Consider the following 17,597-nt stretch of genomic DNA (forward strand, 5'->3'; position numbering starts at 1 on the left):
TGTCTATACAGTGTGATCCTACGCACACGAGTTCTGCAGTCCAATGCGGCGCATCAACTGGCGTATACCAGACGGAGTATTACCGGCTTCCCCGACTCCCGCGTGGAGAACCGGGCCTCCCCGGCAACCAACGCACCGCCCTTCAACCTGAGCGTGAATCCGAGCGTCGGTTCCTTGCCGGCGCCCGACCCCGAGGAGAGTTCTACCGTCGTCGGAATGGCGAGGCCGTCACGCGAGACGGCACGGAACACCGCTGCGGCATCGGCGGCGGGGAGGACTCTGTGACGCACCCGGGCGGTGCCGTCCGGCCGACCGGCTCCGGGGTCCGTGGCAGAGAGGGGGGTGTAGGTGAACCCGTCCGTCTCCGAGGCAGCACCCGGGAACCAGCTCTCCGCCCCCGTGTGATTCGGGTCCCCGGCCATCGCCAGGAAGGAAACGATCTGCTCACGCCATGCGGCGGCCAGTTCAGGCGAGGGTTCACCCGTACCGCCTGCCACCGGTCCCCCGCTCGAAGTTGAGTGACTCACGGGAGGCACGGGCATCTGCTGCTGGGCGAAGACCAGTCCTCCGGCAACGAACAGCCCGAAGATGCCGAAGACGCAGCCGAAGAGGATCGCCACGGCCTTTCCCCCACGCCTCAGCTCCCTCAGTGCGGCTCCATGCAGGGACGCCTCCCGGAGCCGCCCCACTCGATCGCGGTCCATCCTCTGTCTGCGACCTCCGCCTCATCCAGCCCCGGAATGTGCCCAGTTCGCAGCCGGGGGCACATGCTAACGTGCACAGCGTATATACACAGCAGTTGAAGTCGTAGAACCGGGGGATCCGCATGGCACTCGCCTCGACGCCGGGGGCCCGAACCAGGCTGACGTCCTTCCGTGACGTTCCGGCCTCCAAACGGCCGCGGCCAGGCCGACCGGCGGGACGCCTGCACCGACTCCTGCGCCGGATCGGCACGCTGGTGCTGTTGATGCTGACCACGTTCACGCTGTGGTTCACGATGGCCACGCCGTCGCAAGCCCTCGGAGACGACATCATCTCCATGTGCGGCCCGCTCGACGTGCCCATGCCGGAGAACCGGGCCAAGGGACTCGAGGCATTCTTCGGCCTCAGCAAACCGAATCCGGCGGTTCCGCAGTCAGAACTGGCGACTTACATCCCCGCACCCGATGAGGCCAAGTTCCAGGGGCCAAAGGCCTCGTACCACCGGTACGGGATGTCAGGCGTCAGCTGGCACGTGTTCGGCTGGGAACCCGGCTGCTTCTCGATCAACCGCCACATCAACTTCCTGCCCGACATGATCTTCAACGTGTCGAAGCTCTTCGCTACCTTCACGATGGCACTGCTCGGCTGGTCCTTCGGGACGGACCCCTTCAAGTTCCTGGAAGGACCCATCGGTTCCGTGGCCGGCGCGATGTCGAACATCGCGGCACCCTTCCTGGGGCTGGTCGGCGCCCTGGGCGGAATCTATCTGGGCGTCAAGAACTGGGGACCCCACGGGCGCATTACCGCCGTACTCAAGGGCTTCGGCTGGATGACATTGATCGCGGGGCTGTTCTTCTGGTTCGCGGCCAACCCGACGGCGGCCGGCAGCAAGATAAACACGATCGTGGGCGACGTCACGGCCACCGGTTTCGAATCTCTGGCCAAGCTGCCCACGACCGGTGGGTCCGAGAGCACCGCATTGTGCAACGGCAAGCTGGGGACGGATGCCGCCGGTTGCGTGCAGGACGCCGTATGGGTGCCTCTCGTATACCAGCCATGGTTGTACGGCCAAGTCGGCAACAGCGGGAATGCGGCCGACCGGTGGGGCGCCGAGATGCTGAACGCACAGTTCGTCGGGGTCGACGCCGAAGGCAAGATCGACGAAGACGGCATCAAGGTCATCAGCGGTGTCATCAAATGGAACGGCACGGACGACGAGGTCGGCGGCAACTCGAAATCCGGGAGCCTCGCATGGTCGGGCAATTTCGTCCAGTCAGTGCCCTACCTCAAGCTGTGGGGCAACGGGCTCTGCCGGGAGGGCGGGGACAAGAACTTCCGCCTGTGTTTCGGCGGCAAGGACACCGGGTGGTTCTCGAACGACAAACGCAGGGTCCTGCCCGAGGACGAGTCGGTCATCGCCATCGCGGGCGGCAACGACTTCATGTCGCGCCTCTCCGCAGCCGCCATGAGCGTGATGGGTGGCATGATCATCAATGCGTCCATCTACTTCATCTGCGCAATGCTGCTGGCGGCCAAGCTCGGCGTCTTCGTGTTGATGATCTTCGCCCCCTTCTACCTCCTCCTCGGGATATTCCCCGGCCCCTCCCGTGTAGCCGCGATCAAACTGGGCGAGCTGTTCCTGACCAATCTCTTCAGGCAGGTCGGCTGGGGTCTCGGTCTGGTGATCGTCACCTACATGGACACCCTGATCCTCGCCCCGGGCGGTGAGCAGAACTGGGTACTGAAGATCCTCACCTGCGCCCTGATGACAGCCCTGCTGGGCGTCTACGCCAGGCCGGCGATGCGCGCCCTGTCCGGCATGGCCATGGGGAACAAGGACGCCGGCGACGCGATCGTGGGTGTCGGGGCGGACCTGGCCAAGAAGACGGCGCAGACCACGCTTCAGGTGGGCGCCGCGGTGGCGACCGGCGGTGCGACCGCAGCGATGTCCGCGGGCGCAGCGGTCAAGGGGGCGTCGGCGGCAGCCTCCGCCTCCGGACAGACCTTGTCCACGTCCGAGAAGTTCCAGGCTGCGGGAATGGGTGTGCTCAAGAACGCGCCCAACCTCGGGAAGCGGACGCGTTCCGTGCTGGGCAAGTTCGGCGATGCCAGGGAAGCCGGCAAGGAGACGGTCGACAAGGCCCGGGAGCGCGAGGACCAGGCGCTGACCTCCGAGACCATCGGCAAGAGCACGGCTGCCCGCGAGGGGCTGGTCATGCAGCGCAAGCAGCGTGCACAGGACGTCCCGCACACGGCAGCCCTGGCGGCGATCAAGCATCGTCGCGCCGAGGGGGACGAAGCCGGAGCGGCTGCCATGGAGCGCGAGCATTTCGACGCGCTGCGGGATCCGCGTACAGGTGGGCGACACCCCGACGACCCACTGCACGCCAGCAATCTGCGGCGCAATGCGACCGGAGGGGTCGACCCGGTGCGCAACGTGCGTCCGACCGAGCGGGGCGATGAACTCCTCTCCACCAACGGGATGTCGAAGGAGCAGGCTGCGGGCAACCTGGACCGGGTGCTCTCGATGTACCAGAACCCCGCCAACATCGACCAGAATCACGCGGCAGGCCTCGCACTGCGGAGCCTCGCGGTCCAGGTCGACTCCGGCGGCGAGCACACCGACGTGGCAAGGTTTGTCGCCAGCCAGGCGGTCGCACAGCACGGCGTCCCGGATCGCATCGATGCCGTCGGCTTGCCCTCCGGCAGCCGGGTGAGCAACGAGGTCATCGTGCGGGTGGCCAACGAGATACCGGTCCAGCTCTCACCCGCTGGGATGCAGCCGCAGGGACGCATCGAAGTCCTGAACCGGGTCGAGTCGCTGGCACAGCAGATACCGGTCGCCACGGCGATGTCCACGGCTCTCAACGACCTCCGGGGTGTGCTGGCCAACATGAAGGCCCCCGAGGAGCAGATCACGCAAGCGCTGCAAGCCGTGCAGCGTGCGGCCGGCCGAGACTGAGGGGGTGATCCGGAATGGGATATCGAGGGAGAAAGGTGGCGGCCCTGGCCGTAGCGCTGGTGCTGCTCGGTTTCGTGCTCAACATCGTCGCCGGGAAGACCAGTACGACGACCGCCAAGACCGCCAATGGTGAGCCCGACGCCCCGGCACCGCGCCCCGTCGCCCCGCTCTACGTGCCCCGCTCGGCGGACCTGATCATCGCGCAGTACGGCGGGGCACTCAGCGCTGACGCATCGCCGCAGGACGTCGCAAGGGCGTTCGCGCTCGCCTACTACCAGTACGACCCCTCGAGGAGCACCCCGGAAACCTTCGCGGACGCCCTGCCGCGGTTGGGCGAGACGGCCCGGAAGCGACTCCCGGAACAACTGCCCAAGCACTGGGAGGGGTTCCTGACGAAGGCCCCCCGCACCGGAACGGTCCAGACGACCGCCCGCGACGCCGAGCAGGTACAAGCGGGACTGGAGCGCACGACCGTCGCTGTATCGCTCGTCGACAACCCGGTGCAGGGGCCGAAGCCTGCGGATGGACCGCTGCGCATGGACATCGGCCTGGAGAAGATGGACAAGACGGGGTGGACCGTCACGTCGGTGAACCTGGCATGGGGATGATGTCTGCATGGTGAACAAGAGCAAAGCGGGAGGCGGCAAGGGACGGCATGACACCGCCACCGCTACTACGGGCTCGAAAGCGCGGCCGCGCCTCGGGCCCGCGCCCGGGCCACGGGGCGCCGAACCGTCCTCGCCCGCAGGAGCGGCCGCGCGGCTCGGCAGTATCGCAGGATCTTCAGTCCGGCCGAGTGCGGGGGGCCTGTCCGGGCAGGTGCTTTCGCACCTCAAGGTCGCGTTCGCGTTCCTGATCTGGATCAGCCTGGTTCGCGAGCAGGCGTCGTTGATCGTGGACTGGCGGCTCTACTATTCACAGGCTCTGGTGGCTACCTGCGCGGTGGCCGTCACGAGCGTACTGGTGGTGTATCTGCACCCGCCCAGGACGGCACGCTGGCGCACCGTCTTCTGGGCGTTTCTGGCCTCTTCGGCCGGTGGTGCGCTCGCGTACGCCGCCTTCGGTGGGCGTGCCGGCCTGCTGGGCACTCTGCTCTGCGGGGCTTTCGTTCTCTGGGCCCGTGGTGAGGAGCGAGGGCGCCGCGCCTACCGCAGAGTGCGCATGCGGCGGCGGGCGTCCTGAAGGGAGCCTCGGCGGACCCCGTTCACGCGGGGTATCGGGCCATGATGTCCTTGCCCCGGGGCGTGTCCGGGTCGGGTGACTCCTGCGCCAGGCTGACCAGTTCATCGAGGTTGCTGACGAAGCCGGCGCTGTCGAGCACCACCCGGTCCCGCAATGCCAGCAGGCACGAGGTCCGGTAAGTCGCATCCCAAGAGCGGTCGATGCTGCGCCACACCCGCACGGAGCCCTCCTCCCAGGTAACGCCCCCGACCGTGGGCGGCGCGGGTGCCGACTCAGCGGGTGTCGCAGGCATCGGCTGAACAGTGACGGCACGGGACTCGGTGAAGGTCCGCACCGGCTGCCCGGCTTCAGGAGCCGCCTCGCCCGCCGTCGTGCCGGCCTCCCGCAGCCCCGTACCGCCGATGTGCAGCACCCGCGGCTGTTCGGAACCGTGCGACACGAGGAGTTGTACCCCCTGGCCGACCAACGACCGTGCTCGCTCGAAGATGTCCCGGCCCCACCGCCCAGTGAGTTCCTCGGTCGTGTAGGTCCGCTCGGCGGAGGCGCCGGACGTCGCTTCAGGTACGCGCACCACCAGGCGGGCGTGCGCCTCACCCCCGCTGATGGCCGCGGATGCCAGCACCCCGGCGACGGGGGTACACGTGGACAGTTCGGCCGCCCTCCGGCCCATCGTCCCGCCGGGAGCGGACATCAGCCACAGGTCCACGGCCACCCTGTCGACCTCGGCCAACCATGCCTCGTATTGCCGCTCCCCCACCGGCCCCACCGCCCGCACCGCGAGATCCACCCACGCCACCATGCCCGCGTTGCTGTCGCCGCTCATCGGCCCCCCATTCCTGTGTCAATACACAGTGTACTTCGCGCCAATCCGCTTATCATTGCGGCTAATCACAGTTCCTGACCCTGCGTGAACATCTCCGCAGAGGCGTTGGACATCGAGTCCCAAGGAGTCATATGGCTGCTGATCCCGGTAGTGGTACGGGAGCCGGACTCGCCTCGCACCCGACCGCGCTGACCATCGTCGTGCATGCCGACGGCACGGCCAACGTGGGCGGTGTCCCAGTAAAGTTGGACGGCACCACAGACATCACGGCCGTCCGCGCCGCCGCCATGACGGCCGCCATTTCCCTCGTCGCCCGGATGGGGCGGTCGATCCGGGCCATCGCCCATGACCCTGACGGCTGTTCCTGGCCGTTGGTCATCCATCCGAACGGGCTCGTTGAGGACGGGTCCCGGTCCGGCATCGGCGACGAATCGGCAGCGCCGAGCAACGCAGGCCACGCGGACCCTGGTTCGGCAACACATCGAACGGCGGCTGCACCTCTGGGCAGCACGCTCATCCTGGGAAGGGTCGGCTCGCCCCCCGTCGAGCTCCCTCCACCGCCCGAGCGGCTGCGGAGTCGGCTGGAGCGGATCGGAGAAGCCGCCGGCTCGGGAAACTTCGAAGCGGCCGTCGTCATGGCCGCTGACCTGGAACGCGACGTCGGGTCAGAGTTCGGGAAGGCGCACCCCTACGTACTGCAGGCACGCGCAGTGAGGGCTCACATCAGCGCCCTGGCGCACGACTGGGTACGAGCCGCCGACTCATACCTCGGGATCGCCCAGGCATGGCTGAACGCCGATGGGGCCGCCGGCTCCCAGGTCATGCTGAGCGCCTCCAACGCACACGCCTGCTGGCTGCGTGTCTCCGACTCCGCCGAGGGCGAACGGATCGGGGAAGCGGTCATCCGCCTGTGGCAGAAGGTGCCCGGCGCCGATCGGCAGCTGCAAGCGGCTTGCGCCCGGAAGGGCGAGGGCAGTCGACAACCAGCTTTCAGTTCGTAACGTTTCCGTTCCCAACTGCGACCACTCCGTATCAAGCTTGTGGCAATGGCCCTTCGAACACGCTGCCATGATGGAGCCTCAGTTACACATGAGTGCAGGAGCGACCGAGGTCGTTCCTTGCGTATCTCACGGGGGAGAGTGCATGGAGAGCCAATTTGACACGTCCAGAACAAGTGGTGAGGCGCTCACTCTGGCCGTAAAGGAAAGCGAATGGTCTGCACGGATATCATCAGAACTGGACCCCTCTACACCTTCTCTGCTGCTGTCCCTTCCTCGAGGCCTCTTCGTCGGTCACGACCGGGCGATGTACCGGATGGGCGCCCATTCTGGCCCGACGGTCGAGACTGACGCGGAATACCTGACCGCCGTCTGGGGCTTCACCCGGCTCGGACAGGAAGGGAATCTGACAGAAGTGCACGACGTGCCGCTGATCGACATACGTGTGGTCGAGCGCGGCTTGTCGGTCTACCTGGCGGGATGCCCGTGGCTGGCTCACCGGGGTCCGCTGGACATGCCTGAGGAATGGCTGGGCGGCGCCGACGGAGAGGAATCGTGCCTTCTGGGAATCTGCTTCGGACTCGATCTGGACGCGGCAGACGCCGACGAGTGGTTTCTCCAGGAGGTCGCACATGGGGATGCAGTTCTGGGACAGGTGAGGGCCGTGGGCGCGGGAACAGGATTGATACCGACTCGGTGCGGAAACCCATGAGGTAACGTCTGTACACAAGTATCGTGCGCCCTCTCGGAGATCCAAGTCCGGGGCGCCGAGTGAGAGCTGGAGAAGCTGCCTATGAGCACCTCGGACATTCCTCAGCGCACTCGCCCGCAGCGGCGCCGCATGGTGACCTCGAAGACCTCGATGTCACGGCGGCCCGACGGAGTGGATGAGGCAGAGGCGCTACCGGGCGAGCTGCAACCTCTTGAGTGGACCCCGAGCCGCGGACCCATTACGGAGGAAGAGGCCCTGGGGGTCCTACGCCGTAGGCGGCGGAACGAGCTGAGTCAGGCACCGAAGCGGGAGGGCGCCAAACGCCCTGAGGTGCCGGCGGAGCTGCCGGCGGTTGGCGCCCGGAAGGTTCCGGTCGTCAACCGCTTTCCCGCCCGCTACCTGGCGATCGCCCATGCGCGCGCCGAGGTGGAGGGCACCAACCTGACCGCCATCCTCGAAGAGATGCTGGTCAAGTACGCCACAGGAAAGCCCACCCGACCGCAGACAGTGAGTCGGCGGTTGCTGTCCTTGTACACTCGCGAGGACTAGCCCGACGGCCCGGGCCGCGGCTGGGTGATGAACGTTGGGGGAGAGTACGCGTGTCCAGGAATGGCGTCTTCGGCGTTGTGCCGAGTGCCGAAACCGATGACGATGAGTTGCCACCGGACTTCGCCCGGCAGTTGCCTTCGACGGGAACCCGCCCGTCGGCGGCCGAGTCCGTACCTTCGGCCGAGGTCAACGAGCCGGGCCGGACACCCTCACCGCAGAACGCGCCTGCACCCGCTCCCGTGCAGGCGTACACCCCGGAACCGGCGCCCGTGCTGGCGCCGACTCCGGCGCCAGCACCTGAAGCCGCGCCCTTGCCCGCTCCCGCGCCGGGGGCCGACACATCTCACAGCGGACCCGCTCCCGCCCCCGCGCCGCTGCCTCAGGGCGTGAGCCTCCCGCCCGTCAACCCGTACGCGGGGCACTATCAGCAGCCCACCGCCGCGACCAGCCGCGGAGCCGCGGAGCCCGGACGGCGGCCGGGGCTGCTCCGGCTGGTCGGCCGGGGCAAGGCGTCCGAGCTCGAGCAGCAGCGTCTGGCCCGGCTGCAGGCGCCCGTACCCCACCCGTACCGGATCAGCGTCACGAGCATCAAGGGCGGCGTAGGCAAGACGACCACGTCGGCCATGCTCGGCCTGACGTTCGCCCGATACCGCGAGGACCGGACGATCGTGATGGACGCCAACCCTCATGCCGGCACCCTCGCCGACCGGTTGCTGGGCGAGCGCGTCATGCCGACGGTGCGCGACCTGGTGAGTGCGGAGCAGCGGATGCGCGCAGTGAACGGCAGGGGCTTGACAGAGCCTGCCCAGATCCATCAATACCTCGGCCGCACAGACCGGCTCATGGTGGCGGCCAGCGAACAGAACCCGGACATCAGCGAGTCGTTTGATGAAAACGACTACCGCAGGACCCAGGACATCCTGGCCCGGGCCTTCGACATCATCATCACCGACAGCGGCACGGGGATGAAGCACTCAGGCATGCGCGGCACACTGGCGGTAACGGACCGGCTCATCGTCGTGGCCGCCCCCCGCTTCGATGCCGCACGCCGTGCCGTCAAGACACTGGACGAGGTGTACGCACAGGGATATCCGGAGTTGGTGAAGAACGCCGTCGTGGTGATCACGATGGATACGCCGAAGGCCGTCGGCATCAACTTCGAGACTCTCGTGGAGTACTTCCAGCAGTTGAGCACCACTGTGGTGCAGATCCCATACGACCGGCTGCTCTACGCCGGGGGGACCATCGACTACGACCGGGTGTCCCCCGACACCTGCGGTGCGTACATGGACCTGGCCTCGTTCCTGGCGGACGGCTTCACCAGCGCATCCCACATGCGCTGACGGCCGCCCCGGCGGGGATCCGCCCTCAGCCTCGCACCCGGCTTGTGACCAGCCATTTCCCTTCACGCAGGCGCAATTGGAGGACCATGCCGTTACGGTTGGCGTCACCGCCCCCGTCCCAGACGGTCCTTACCGTGTAGGAGACCTGAACCCAGCGCTCGGAGTCGCCTGCCGGCGCCTCGGGCGGAGTCACTGCGGCCAGCCCTTCGGCGGTGACGCGGACGTTACTCTCCTTCGCCTGCTCGCATTCCCGGTCACACCGGTCCGCGCCCGCGTCCCGAAGGGACTTCAGGTAGGCAGGGTCCGTATACGGCTTGACCTGCTCCAGGTACGCCCGCGGGCCCGGATCTTCCTTCCAGTTCCGCTTGATATAGGCGTACGCGTACGCCTTTGCCACAGCCTCAGGGTCCTTGAAGTCGATGCTTGCGCCGTTACTGGGCTCCAGGGTTCCTGGCGCATCGACCGCAGGCGCTCCAGCAGCCCCAGTGCCGGGCGCGGCAGTCGCCGGGGCGCCCGAGGAGACCCGACCATCCGATGGCTTCTTCGGATGCTGGGCGCAGCCACTCAGGAGCGCCGCGGAAACCGCCGCCACCAGGCACGCCCTCGACAGTCGCTGCGCCACCGCCCGTCCGGTCCTGGTCCCTGCTCGGGGCCTGTTCATATTTCCCTCCGAGGGGCGATCAGGGGCATGCCAGCCGCCTTGGTGTCACCGGAATCCTTGTTGGTCCCGGCGCCTTCCTTGAGGATGCGGGACCCGCCGATCCACTGGTTCATCCAGTAGCTGTTCTTGCTGACCGAGGTCACGATCTCCACATTCTTGCCCGTCCGGGGCGCGTGGATCATCTGGTCGTTGCCCAAGTACATGCCCACGTGGTGGATGCCGCCCACCGTCCCGTCGTCAGACCAGAACATCAGGTCTCCGGGTTTGAGATCGGCATAGTCACTCACCCGGGTACCGGCTTCCCACTGGTTTCCCGTGTAGGGGTACAAGCTGATGCCCACCTGCGCGTAAGCGTGGTGCATCAGCCCCGAGCAGTCGAAGCCCGGAGGCATCGGGGGCGGGCACCGCTCCTCATGGGTGGGGCCCTTCTCGTCACCACCTGCCCAGCAGTAGGGCGTTCCGATCCATCGTGTGGTCGCAGCGATGACCTTGCCCACGTCCCCCTCCAGGCCGACGTTCTCGCACTTGATGTCCTTGGCGCGGCCGACGATCTTTCCTGCCAGGCTCTCCCACTTGTCGTACGCCTCGGGGAAAGCCGACCTCTGGACTTCCTGCGCCGCACGCCCCTTGCCCATCGTCTCCCACTTGTAGTGCAGGAGGCCCGGGGGGTTGGGAGGGGACGGGTGGTTCGGTCCCCCGAAGAAGGCCTTGGCCGAATAGTTCGGATCCATGATCTCGTCGATGCTGCCCCATCCGGCCGAGGGGCGCTGCTGGAAGAGTCCGACGCTGTCACGGTCTCCGCCCCTGAGGTTCTCCAGCTTGCTCTCCTGGAGGGCCGTCATGATGGCGATGATGAGGCCGTCGTCGGATACCTTCGTCTGCTCCCCGACGCGCACGATGACTGCGGCATTCGCCATCTGCTGCTCGTTCACTGTGTGCCATCCATAACCGGGGACCTGTTCCTTCAAGGTCGCGCCTCCGGGGTCGCACACTGTTCCGGGCGGGACGCCTCCGTTGTCTCCGCCACCGCCCCCGGACCCGCCTATGCCGCCGTTGATGCCCGCTGCTACCGCGACGATGGCGCCGGTGCTGGCAAGGAGCAGCCCACCACCGCTGAACAGGAAGGCACCGGCGAGCACGATGGCGATGACCATCTTCTTGTCCACTGGTCGCCCCGCCCCCGATCACAGCGCCCTCCGAGGACACTCGTGTCTATACCTTACGAGTAAGTGTCTATACTTCCAATCGCCTTGGGTCATGATTGGGAAGGGGCCAACACCTTGTCCGAACCGCCGACTTCCGTCCCGCTGGGTCCCCAGAAACCTTCGGCTCACGCCCTCTCCGTCGTCATGCGCGACTACCTCACGTACGGGGAAAGCGGCATGGAAGACCTCAGGGCAGCGGTGAACGCACACCGGCGCAAGCCCGTGATCAGCGCATTCTGCAACGATCTCCGGCAGATCCTGAGAAACGAGGCTCCCGTACCGACGGAAGTCATCAACCGCGAGTTCCGGCGCCGGGCGAAGGAAGAAGCCGCAGAGGGCGAGCAGGACGTTCCGCTGGAGTACGACGACCAGCAAGCGTACGAGGCCCTGGCCGACCTCTGGGACTACCTCGGGCTCAACGCCGACGGCGAGCCGGAAGGCGCAGCCGCGAACGTGAAGTCGGCTGCACAGAAAGCCCGTTCCCAAATTCTGTGGGTCGACGGCGATCCGGTCGAGGCACTGAAGACCTGGATGTCATGGCGCGCTCTCGCCCTCTTCCTCGGCGGGGCCGCGCTCTCCACTGCGAGCTGGGCGGGGTACCACAGGATCGACATCGGCTTCCTGCGCGGGCTCCTCCTCCTTCTGACCATCGTCGGCTTCATCGGAGCAAGCGTCGGAGGCGGCGCGCTCTGGCTACGGCGTGTGCGCTACGTCAATCCGGACGCGTTCCTCCCGAAGGAGCCGAAACCGAAGGAAGACCGTCGCTGAAGGTTTGGAAGCCACTGGTCGTGGGATGCCAGTCTCTGAGGACCAGCCGCTCGCCGACCGGTCGAAACCCTGCCTCTCCTGAGCAGCTACTCCAAGGATGCGATCTTGACAGCCGGAGGGCTGTTAGTGGCGCTCCCCTGGAACGGAGTGGTTCGCCCTACGGAGGCGGCCATGGAAGCGGGTCCCCCGAACATGCCCGTCAGGCCGGGTTGACCGGGAGGACGTCCGGGGAGAGGGCGCCGGCGCGGGCCGTGGCGGAGGTCATGCGGCGGCGGTGGTGGCGGCGGCACAGGACCTCGTAGCCGATCTCCTCCGCCGGGCGGTTGACGTCGCCGACCACCACCTGGGCGCCCTCGACGACCATCTCGCCGCCCACCGTACGGGCGTTGTGGGTGGCGCGGGCCCCGCACCAGCACAGGGCCTCCACCTGGAGCTGCTCCAGGCGGTCCGCCAGCTCGATCAGCCGCTGCGAGCCCGGGAAGAGCTTGGTGCGGAAGTCCGTGGTGATGCCGAAGGCGAAGACGTCCATGTCCAGGTCGTCCACGATCCGGGCCAGCTGGTCGATCTGGTCCGGCGTCAGGAACTGCGCCTCGTCCACGATCACGTAGTCCGCCTTGCCGCCCTTCGAGAGCTGGGCCACCACGTAGGCGTACAGGTCCATGTCCTCCGGCGCCTCGACCGCCTCCGTCACCAGGCCCAGCCGCGAGGACAGCTTGCCCTCGCCCGCCCGGTCGTCCCGCGTGAAGATCACGCCCTGGAGGCCCCGCGCGTCGCGGTTGTGGGCGATCTGGAGAGCCAGAGTGCTCTTTCCGCAGTCCATCGTTCCGGAGAAGAACACCAGCTCGGGCATGGGAAGTACGGGACCTTTCAGGTCGTGGAGGGGCAGGGTGGAGGTGGGCCGGTCAGGTGCGGACTTCGAGCAGGGGGACCAGCTGCTCGGCGGCGGTCATGGAGCCGTGCATGCCGGCGAGCGCCGACTCGTTGGGCTCGTTGCGGGACGCGGTGATCGCGACGTCCGCCTGGGCGGCGGCGATCACGTCGCCGATCCGGCCGAGCACGCGCTCGTCGCACTCCCCCGGCGCCCCGAACCAGCCCAGTTCCAGGGCCTCTTCGCGGCCGGCGACCCAGAAGCGGTCGCCGAGGACCTCGCGCCACACGGTGAGGACGTCGGCCTCGGCGCCGGGTACGGCGTACACGTGCCGGGCCCGGCCCTCGCCGCCGAGGAGGGCCACGCCGGCCCCCAGCTCCCAGTCGTCGTCGAAGTCGATCCGGGAGTCCTCGTCGAAGGGGACGTCGACCATGCCGTGGTCGGCGGTCACGTACAGCGCGGTACGCGGCGGCAGCTGCTCGGCGAGGCGCTGGACGAGCCGGTCGACGTACATGAGCTGGCCGCGCCAGGCGTCGGAGTCCACACCGTGCCGGTGACCGGCCCCGTCGAGCTCGCTGTAGTACGTGTACACGAGCGAGCGCTCACCGGCCGCGAGCTGGATCGCCGCGAGGTCCATGCGTTCCTCGCCGGTCATCCGTCCGTGGAAGGTGCCGCCGCTGAGCGCGACCTTGGTGAGCGGGGTGGTCTTGAAGGCGGGCGAGGACACCTGGGCGGTGTGCACCCCCGCCGCGTCCGCGAGCTGGAAGACGGTCGGGTACGGCTGCCAGGCCTTCGGCGGGGTCCACGGCTGCCAGCGGAGCTGGTTCATCAGCTCGCCGGAGGCCGGGTTGCGCACGGCGTAGCCCGGCAGGCCGTGCCGGGAGGGCGGCAGGCCGGTGCCGACGGAGGCCAGCGAGGTGGCGGTGGTCGCGGGGAAGCCCGCGGTGATCGGGCGGCCGGTGCCGCCGCGCGAGCTCGCGAGGAGGGAGGTGAGGTACGGGGCCTCGTCCGGGTGGGCCTTGATCTGCTCCCAGCCCATGCCGTCGACGAGGAACACGCAGTTCCGGTCGGCCGGGGCCAGCTCGGCGATCCCGGCGGCGAGGCCGGGCACGCCCTGGCCGGCGGCGAGGGTCGGCAGCAGGTCGGCGAGGGAGCCGGTGCCGTACTGCGGGACCGGGGCGCCGGCGAGGTCGAGCAGTTCCGGTTCGTCCTGCCAGTTCGGCGGCGCGGAGTACGGCATCAGCGGGCGGGGCCGGAGGTCGCGGCGGTCGCTTCGGAGAGGGCCTGTGCGAACACCAGGGTCTGGCGCACGGTCTCCGGGCCGTCGCCGGCCTCGCTGACCCGCAGGCTGAGGTCGTCCGCGGTGGAGTTGCCGGTGTAGCCGTGGTCGGCGTCGCAGTTCGCGTCGCCGCAGGCGGCGGGCTCCAGGTCGATGCGCGAGACGGCGCCCCAGCCGATGGTCAGCACGACCTCGCGCGGCAGGGTGCCGGGGGTGTACGACTCCGGGTTGGCGACGACGCGGCTGAGGACCACGGAGGAGATGCTGCTGAGCTTGACCGACTCGGTGGAGGTGGTCGCGTACGGGGAGGGGGACCCGGCGTCGGCGGCCTGCTCGTCGGTGTGGCTGACGATGAAGCGGTTGCCGGTGAGGACCAGCACGGTCACGTGCCGGCGGACCTCGTTGGAGTCGAAGGTGGTCTCCTGGTGGACCAGGTACGACGAGATCGGCTCGCCGCCCACCGCGGCCTCCACCGCCTCGGCCACGAGGGCCGGGTAGTAGCCGCTGCGCTCGATCGCCGCGCGCAGCCCCTGGGTCGTCGTACCGGATTTCGCCATGAGGTCCATCCTAAGGCCCCTCCGGGGTCCCCCTACCTGCCCGGCGCTCAGTAGCTGGGCAGGGTTCGCGGGCCGAGGTCGGTGCGGGCGGGCGGGTGGGCGACGCGGACGGTGGCGCTGAGTGCGGAGAGGCCCTCGGTGGCGACGACCACCGGCTCCAGGGAGACCCCGACGACCTCGGGGTGGTCGTCGACGAGCCGGGACAGCCGGAGCAGGAGTTCTTCGAGGGCCCGGGTGTCGACGGGGTCGCTGCCGCGCCAGCCGAAGAGGAGGGGCGCCGTGCGGATGGAGCGGATCAGCGCGGCCGCGTCGCGGTCGGTGGCGGGGACGAGGCGGTGGGCGGTGTCGCCGAGCAGCTCGGAGGCGACCCCGGCGAGCCCGAAGGAGAGGACGGCTCCCCCGGCGGGGTCGATGACGGAGCGGACGACGGTGTCCACCCCGCGCGGGACCATGGCCTGGACCACGGGGAGGAGCTCGGCGGGCTTGCCGAGGGCGTCGGTCAGCTCCTCGTACGAGCGCCGCAGCTCGGCCTCGGTCGTGAGGTCGAGGCGTACGCCGCCCAGGTCGGCCCGGTGGCGCAGGTGCGGGGCGGTGGTCTTGAGGGCGACGGGGTAGCCGAGGATCCGGGCCGCGCGGGCCGCGGCGTCCGGGGTCGGGGCGGGCAGGACGGGCAGGACGCGGATGCCGTAGCGCGCGAGGAGCTCGCGCCCGTCGGCCTCGTCCAGGGTGGCGACGGACTCCGGGGCCACGTCCGCGAGGAGCGCGGCGAGCTGGGCGGCGGCGCCGGCCTCGTCGATGTCCTCGTACTCGGGGACCTGCCCGGCGTCGGCGTTGGCCCGGCGCCACTGGCCGTAGCGGACGGCTTCGGCGAGGGCCTTCACGGCCCGTTCGGCAGCCGGGTAGGCGGGGATCGGGCCCCTGAGGGCGGGCGGCCCGGCGGGGTCCGGGCCGGAAGCGGCGCCCGCGTCCGGGCCCGCGACGGCCGAGGCCGCCCAGGCGGGGCCGGGCGGGGCGGCGGCGGCCGGGGTGGTGGCGCGGGCGGCGGAGAGCGCCTCGACCAGGGCGCCGAGTTCCACGTGGACGACCGCGACCGGCTTGCCCGGCGTCTCGGCCGCGGCCGCGCGCAGGGCGTCGGCGAGGTCGTCGGCCAGGGCCTGCTCGCTCACCCAGGGGATGGCGGTGACGATGACGGCGTCGTGGTCGGGCGAGGCCAGCGCGGCGGACAGGGCGGCACGGAAGTCGGCCGGGGAGGCGGCCGTGGTCAGGTCGAGCGGGGGCAGCGGGCGCAGCCCCTCCGTCAGGCAGGCGTCGTAGGTGAGGACGCCGAGGGACTCGGAGTTCCCGAGGATGGCCACGCGCGGGCCGGCCGGGAGCGGCTGGCCGGCGAGGAGCAGGCCGACGTCGACCAGTTCCGTGACGGTGTCGACCCGGATGACGCCGGCCTGCCGCAGCAGCTCGGAGACGGTGGCGTCGGTGAGCCGGGTGCCGGGGACGACGTGTCCGGCGGGGGTGTGGCGGCCGCCGCGGGCGACGACCACCGGTTTGACGGCGGAGGTGCGGCGCGCGAGGCGGGTGAACTTGCGCGGGTTGCCGAGGGTTTCCAGGTACATGAGGGCCACGTCGGTGGCCTCGTCCTCGTACCAGTACTGGAGGATGTCGTTGCCGGAGACGTCGGCCCGGTTGCCGGCCGACACGAAGGACGACAGCCCCTCGCCGCGCCGGAGCAGGCCGGAGAGCAGGGCGATGCCGATGGCTCCGGACTGGGTGAACAGGCCGATCCGGCCGCGGGCGGCGGCGGGTCCGGGGGCCAGGGAGGCGTTCAGCTCCACCTCGGGGGCGGTGTTGATCACTCCGAAGGCGTTGGGGCCGATCAGCCGCATCCCGTACGACCGCACCTGGCGCACCAGTTCGCGCTGGCGGGCCAGTCCGGCGGGGCCGCTCTCCCCGTATCCGGCCGAGAGCACGACCAGCCCCTGCACTCCGTGCTCCCCGCAGGCGGCGACGGCGTCCGGGACCCGGCCGGCGGGGACGGCGATCACCGCGAGGTCGACGGGGGCGCCGATGTCGGCGACCGTCCGGTAGGCCCGTACGCCGTCCAGGAGGTCCCCTTCGATGCCGGGGGCGCGGGCCTCGTTGACGGCGTAGAGGTGCCCGTGGAAGCCGCCGTCGCGCAGGTTGCGCAGGACCGCGGCGCCCACGCCGGCGCTGCTGCGGCTGACGCCGATCACCGCGACGGAGCCGGGGGCGAGCAGCCGCTGGACGGAGCGGGCCTCGGCGCGCTGTTCGCGGGCGCGCTGGACGGCGAGGGATTCGGCGGTGGGTTCGAGGTCGAGGGTGAGGTGGACGGAGCCGTCCTCGAAGCTGCGCTTCTGCTGGTAGCCGACGTCCGTGAACACCTTGATCATCTTGGTGTTGGCGGGGAGCACCTCGGCGGCGAAGCGCCGGATGCCGCGCTCCCGGGCCACCGCGCCGATGTGTTCCAGGAGCGCGGAGGCCACGCCGCGGCCCTGGTGGGCGTCCTGGACGAGGAAGGCGACCTCGGCCTCGTCGGCGGGGGCGGAGGCGGGCCGGCCGTCGGGGCCGATCCGGTCGAAGCGGACGGTGCCGATGAACTCCCCGCCGATGGTCGCGGCGAGGCCGACGCGGTCCACGTAGTCGTGGTGCGTGAAGCGGTGCACGTCGCGGTCGGACAGGCGCGGGTACGGCGCGAAGAAGCGGTAGTACTTCGACTCGTCGGAGACCTGTTCGTAGAAGCTGGTGAGCCGTCCGGCGTCCTCGGTGGTGATGGGGCGGATGCGGGCAGTGCCGCCGTCGCGCAGCACGACGTCCGCTTCCCAGTGGGCCGGGTACGAGGGGTCCGACGCGGTGGTCATGGGGTCACCCTAAGGGGCGGACGGGCCCTGCGGAGGGGGTGGGACGAACGTGCGCGGCGAACGCGGCACACCGGGGCGAACCAGTGCAAGCTGGGGAGGGTCGAACGGCGGCGCA

Annotated in this window: 16 protein-coding genes; 8 read left to right on the forward strand and 8 right to left on the reverse strand. The window is 69.3% G+C overall.

The features are described from left to right. Positions 1 to 53: 53 nt before the first annotated feature. Positions 54 to 620 (reverse strand): hypothetical protein, encoded by a 567-nt coding sequence (locus tag AC07B0_RS30300; RefSeq protein WP_469380930.1) that lies wholly within the window; start codon positions 618 to 620, stop codon positions 54 to 56. Positions 621 to 967: 347 nt separating this feature from the next. Between AC07B0_RS30300 and AC07B0_RS30305 the strand changes: the two genes are divergently transcribed. From AC07B0_RS30305 to AC07B0_RS30315, 3 genes are read left to right on the forward strand one after another with little or no spacing between them, the layout of a single operon-like run. After that, positions 968 to 3,664, forward strand: a complete 2,697-nt coding sequence (locus tag AC07B0_RS30305; RefSeq protein WP_469380931.1) for a hypothetical protein — start codon at positions 968 to 970, stop codon at positions 3,662 to 3,664. Positions 3,665 to 3,699: 35 nt separating this feature from the next. Beyond that, positions 3,700 to 4,272 carry a hypothetical protein gene (locus AC07B0_RS30310; RefSeq protein WP_478899343.1) on the forward strand — a complete coding sequence of 191 codons (573 nt, stop codon included), beginning with the start codon at positions 3,700 to 3,702 and terminating at the stop codon, positions 4,270 to 4,272. Positions 4,273 to 4,279: 7 nt separating this feature from the next. Then, a complete protein-coding gene (locus AC07B0_RS30315; protein WP_478899345.1) occupies positions 4,280 to 4,846 on the forward strand; it encodes a hypothetical protein in 567 nt (188 codons plus the stop codon). 22 nt (positions 4,847 to 4,868) lie between these two features. Here the strand turns inward: AC07B0_RS30315 and AC07B0_RS30320 are convergent, their stop codons facing one another. Continuing rightward, positions 4,869 to 5,669, reverse strand: coding sequence for a hypothetical protein (locus AC07B0_RS30320; protein WP_469380937.1), 801 nt, complete (start codon positions 5,667 to 5,669; stop codon positions 4,869 to 4,871). Positions 5,670 to 5,800: 131 nt separating this feature from the next. Here AC07B0_RS30320 and AC07B0_RS30325 point away from each other — a divergent pair, with 131 nt between their 5' ends. The 4 genes from AC07B0_RS30325 to AC07B0_RS30340 all read left to right on the forward strand — a co-directional run bounded on the left by AC07B0_RS30325 (position 5,801) and on the right by AC07B0_RS30340 (position 9,271). Then, the gene (locus AC07B0_RS30325; RefSeq protein WP_478899346.1) at positions 5,801 to 6,670 is read left to right on the forward strand and encodes a hypothetical protein; all 870 of its coding nucleotides are present in this window, start codon (positions 5,801 to 5,803) and stop codon (positions 6,668 to 6,670) included. Positions 6,671 to 6,812: 142 nt separating this feature from the next. After that, on the forward strand, positions 6,813 to 7,379 hold the full coding sequence (locus tag AC07B0_RS30330) for a hypothetical protein (protein ID WP_469380941.1): 567 nt from the start codon (positions 6,813 to 6,815) through the stop codon (positions 7,377 to 7,379). A gap of 81 nt (positions 7,380 to 7,460) precedes the next feature. Further along, complete coding sequence (locus tag AC07B0_RS30335; RefSeq protein WP_469380943.1) at positions 7,461 to 7,928, forward strand: hypothetical protein; 468 nt, start codon at positions 7,461 to 7,463, stop codon at positions 7,926 to 7,928. A gap of 386 nt (positions 7,929 to 8,314) precedes the next feature. Further along, positions 8,315 to 9,271, forward strand: coding sequence for a MinD/ParA family ATP-binding protein (locus AC07B0_RS30340; protein WP_469380945.1), 957 nt, complete (start codon positions 8,315 to 8,317; stop codon positions 9,269 to 9,271). Positions 9,272 to 9,296: 25 nt separating this feature from the next. On the opposite strand, the gene AC07B0_RS30345 is transcribed toward AC07B0_RS30340, so the two are convergent. After that, positions 9,297 to 9,893 carry a hypothetical protein gene (locus tag AC07B0_RS30345; protein ID WP_469380947.1) on the reverse strand — a complete coding sequence of 199 codons (597 nt, stop codon included), beginning with the start codon at positions 9,891 to 9,893 and terminating at the stop codon, positions 9,297 to 9,299. 35 nt (positions 9,894 to 9,928) lie between these two features. After that, a complete protein-coding gene (locus AC07B0_RS30350; RefSeq protein WP_469380949.1) occupies positions 9,929 to 11,098 on the reverse strand; it encodes a C40 family peptidase in 1,170 nt (389 codons plus the stop codon). Positions 11,099 to 11,281: 183 nt separating this feature from the next. Here AC07B0_RS30350 and AC07B0_RS30355 point away from each other — a divergent pair, with 183 nt between their 5' ends. Next, positions 11,282 to 11,905, forward strand: a complete 624-nt coding sequence (locus AC07B0_RS30355) for a hypothetical protein (RefSeq protein ID WP_478899349.1) — start codon at positions 11,282 to 11,284, stop codon at positions 11,903 to 11,905. A gap of 199 nt (positions 11,906 to 12,104) precedes the next feature. Here the strand turns inward: AC07B0_RS30355 and AC07B0_RS30360 are convergent, their stop codons facing one another. The 4 genes from AC07B0_RS30360 to AC07B0_RS30375 are packed head-to-tail and all read right to left on the reverse strand — an operon-like array spanning position 12,105 to position 17,482. Then, complete coding sequence (locus AC07B0_RS30360; RefSeq protein WP_356874334.1) at positions 12,105 to 12,755, reverse strand: thymidine kinase; 651 nt, start codon at positions 12,753 to 12,755, stop codon at positions 12,105 to 12,107. 52 nt (positions 12,756 to 12,807) lie between these two features. Then, the gene (locus AC07B0_RS30365; protein ID WP_469380954.1) at positions 12,808 to 14,013 is read right to left on the reverse strand and encodes an alkaline phosphatase family protein; all 1,206 of its coding nucleotides are present in this window, start codon (positions 14,011 to 14,013) and stop codon (positions 12,808 to 12,810) included. Further along, complete coding sequence (locus tag AC07B0_RS30370; RefSeq protein WP_281209526.1) at positions 14,013 to 14,609, reverse strand: DUF5998 family protein; 597 nt, start codon at positions 14,607 to 14,609, stop codon at positions 14,013 to 14,015. Before AC07B0_RS30370 ends, AC07B0_RS30365 begins: the two co-directional genes overlap by 1 nt. A gap of 47 nt (positions 14,610 to 14,656) precedes the next feature. Continuing rightward, the gene (locus tag AC07B0_RS30375) at positions 14,657 to 17,482 is read right to left on the reverse strand and encodes a bifunctional acetate--CoA ligase family protein/GNAT family N-acetyltransferase (RefSeq protein ID WP_356874329.1); all 2,826 of its coding nucleotides are present in this window, start codon (positions 17,480 to 17,482) and stop codon (positions 14,657 to 14,659) included. Positions 17,483 to 17,597 lie beyond the last annotated feature (115 nt).

The sequence above is a fragment of the Streptomyces sp. NPDC044704 genome (assembly GCF_056433525.1).

Coding starts and splice junctions, on each gene's coding strand:
- AC07B0_RS30305 (WP_469380931.1), top strand. CDS start 968: ATGCTGACCACGTTCACGCTGTGGTTCACGATGGCCACGCCGTCGCAA.
- AC07B0_RS30315 (WP_478899345.1), top strand. CDS start 4,280: ATGGTGAACAAGAGCAAAGCGGGAGGCGGCAAGGGACGGCATGACACC.
- AC07B0_RS30320 (WP_469380937.1), bottom strand. CDS start 5,669: ATGAGCGGCGACAGCAACGCGGGCATGGTGGCGTGGGTGGATCTCGCG.
- AC07B0_RS30325 (WP_478899346.1), top strand. CDS start 5,801: ATGGCTGCTGATCCCGGTAGTGGTACGGGAGCCGGACTCGCCTCGCAC.
- AC07B0_RS30330 (WP_469380941.1), top strand. CDS start 6,813: ATGGAGAGCCAATTTGACACGTCCAGAACAAGTGGTGAGGCGCTCACT.
- AC07B0_RS30335 (WP_469380943.1), top strand. CDS start 7,461: ATGAGCACCTCGGACATTCCTCAGCGCACTCGCCCGCAGCGGCGCCGC.
- AC07B0_RS30355 (WP_478899349.1), top strand. CDS start 11,282: ATGCGCGACTACCTCACGTACGGGGAAAGCGGCATGGAAGACCTCAGG.
- AC07B0_RS30360 (WP_356874334.1), bottom strand. CDS start 12,755: ATGCCCGAGCTGGTGTTCTTCTCCGGAACGATGGACTGCGGAAAGAGC.
- AC07B0_RS30365 (WP_469380954.1), bottom strand. CDS start 14,013: ATGCCGTACTCCGCGCCGCCGAACTGGCAGGACGAACCGGAACTGCTC.
- AC07B0_RS30370 (WP_281209526.1), bottom strand. CDS start 14,609: ATGGCGAAATCCGGTACGACGACCCAGGGGCTGCGCGCGGCGATCGAG.
- AC07B0_RS30375 (WP_356874329.1), bottom strand. CDS start 17,482: ATGACCACCGCGTCGGACCCCTCGTACCCGGCCCACTGGGAAGCGGAC.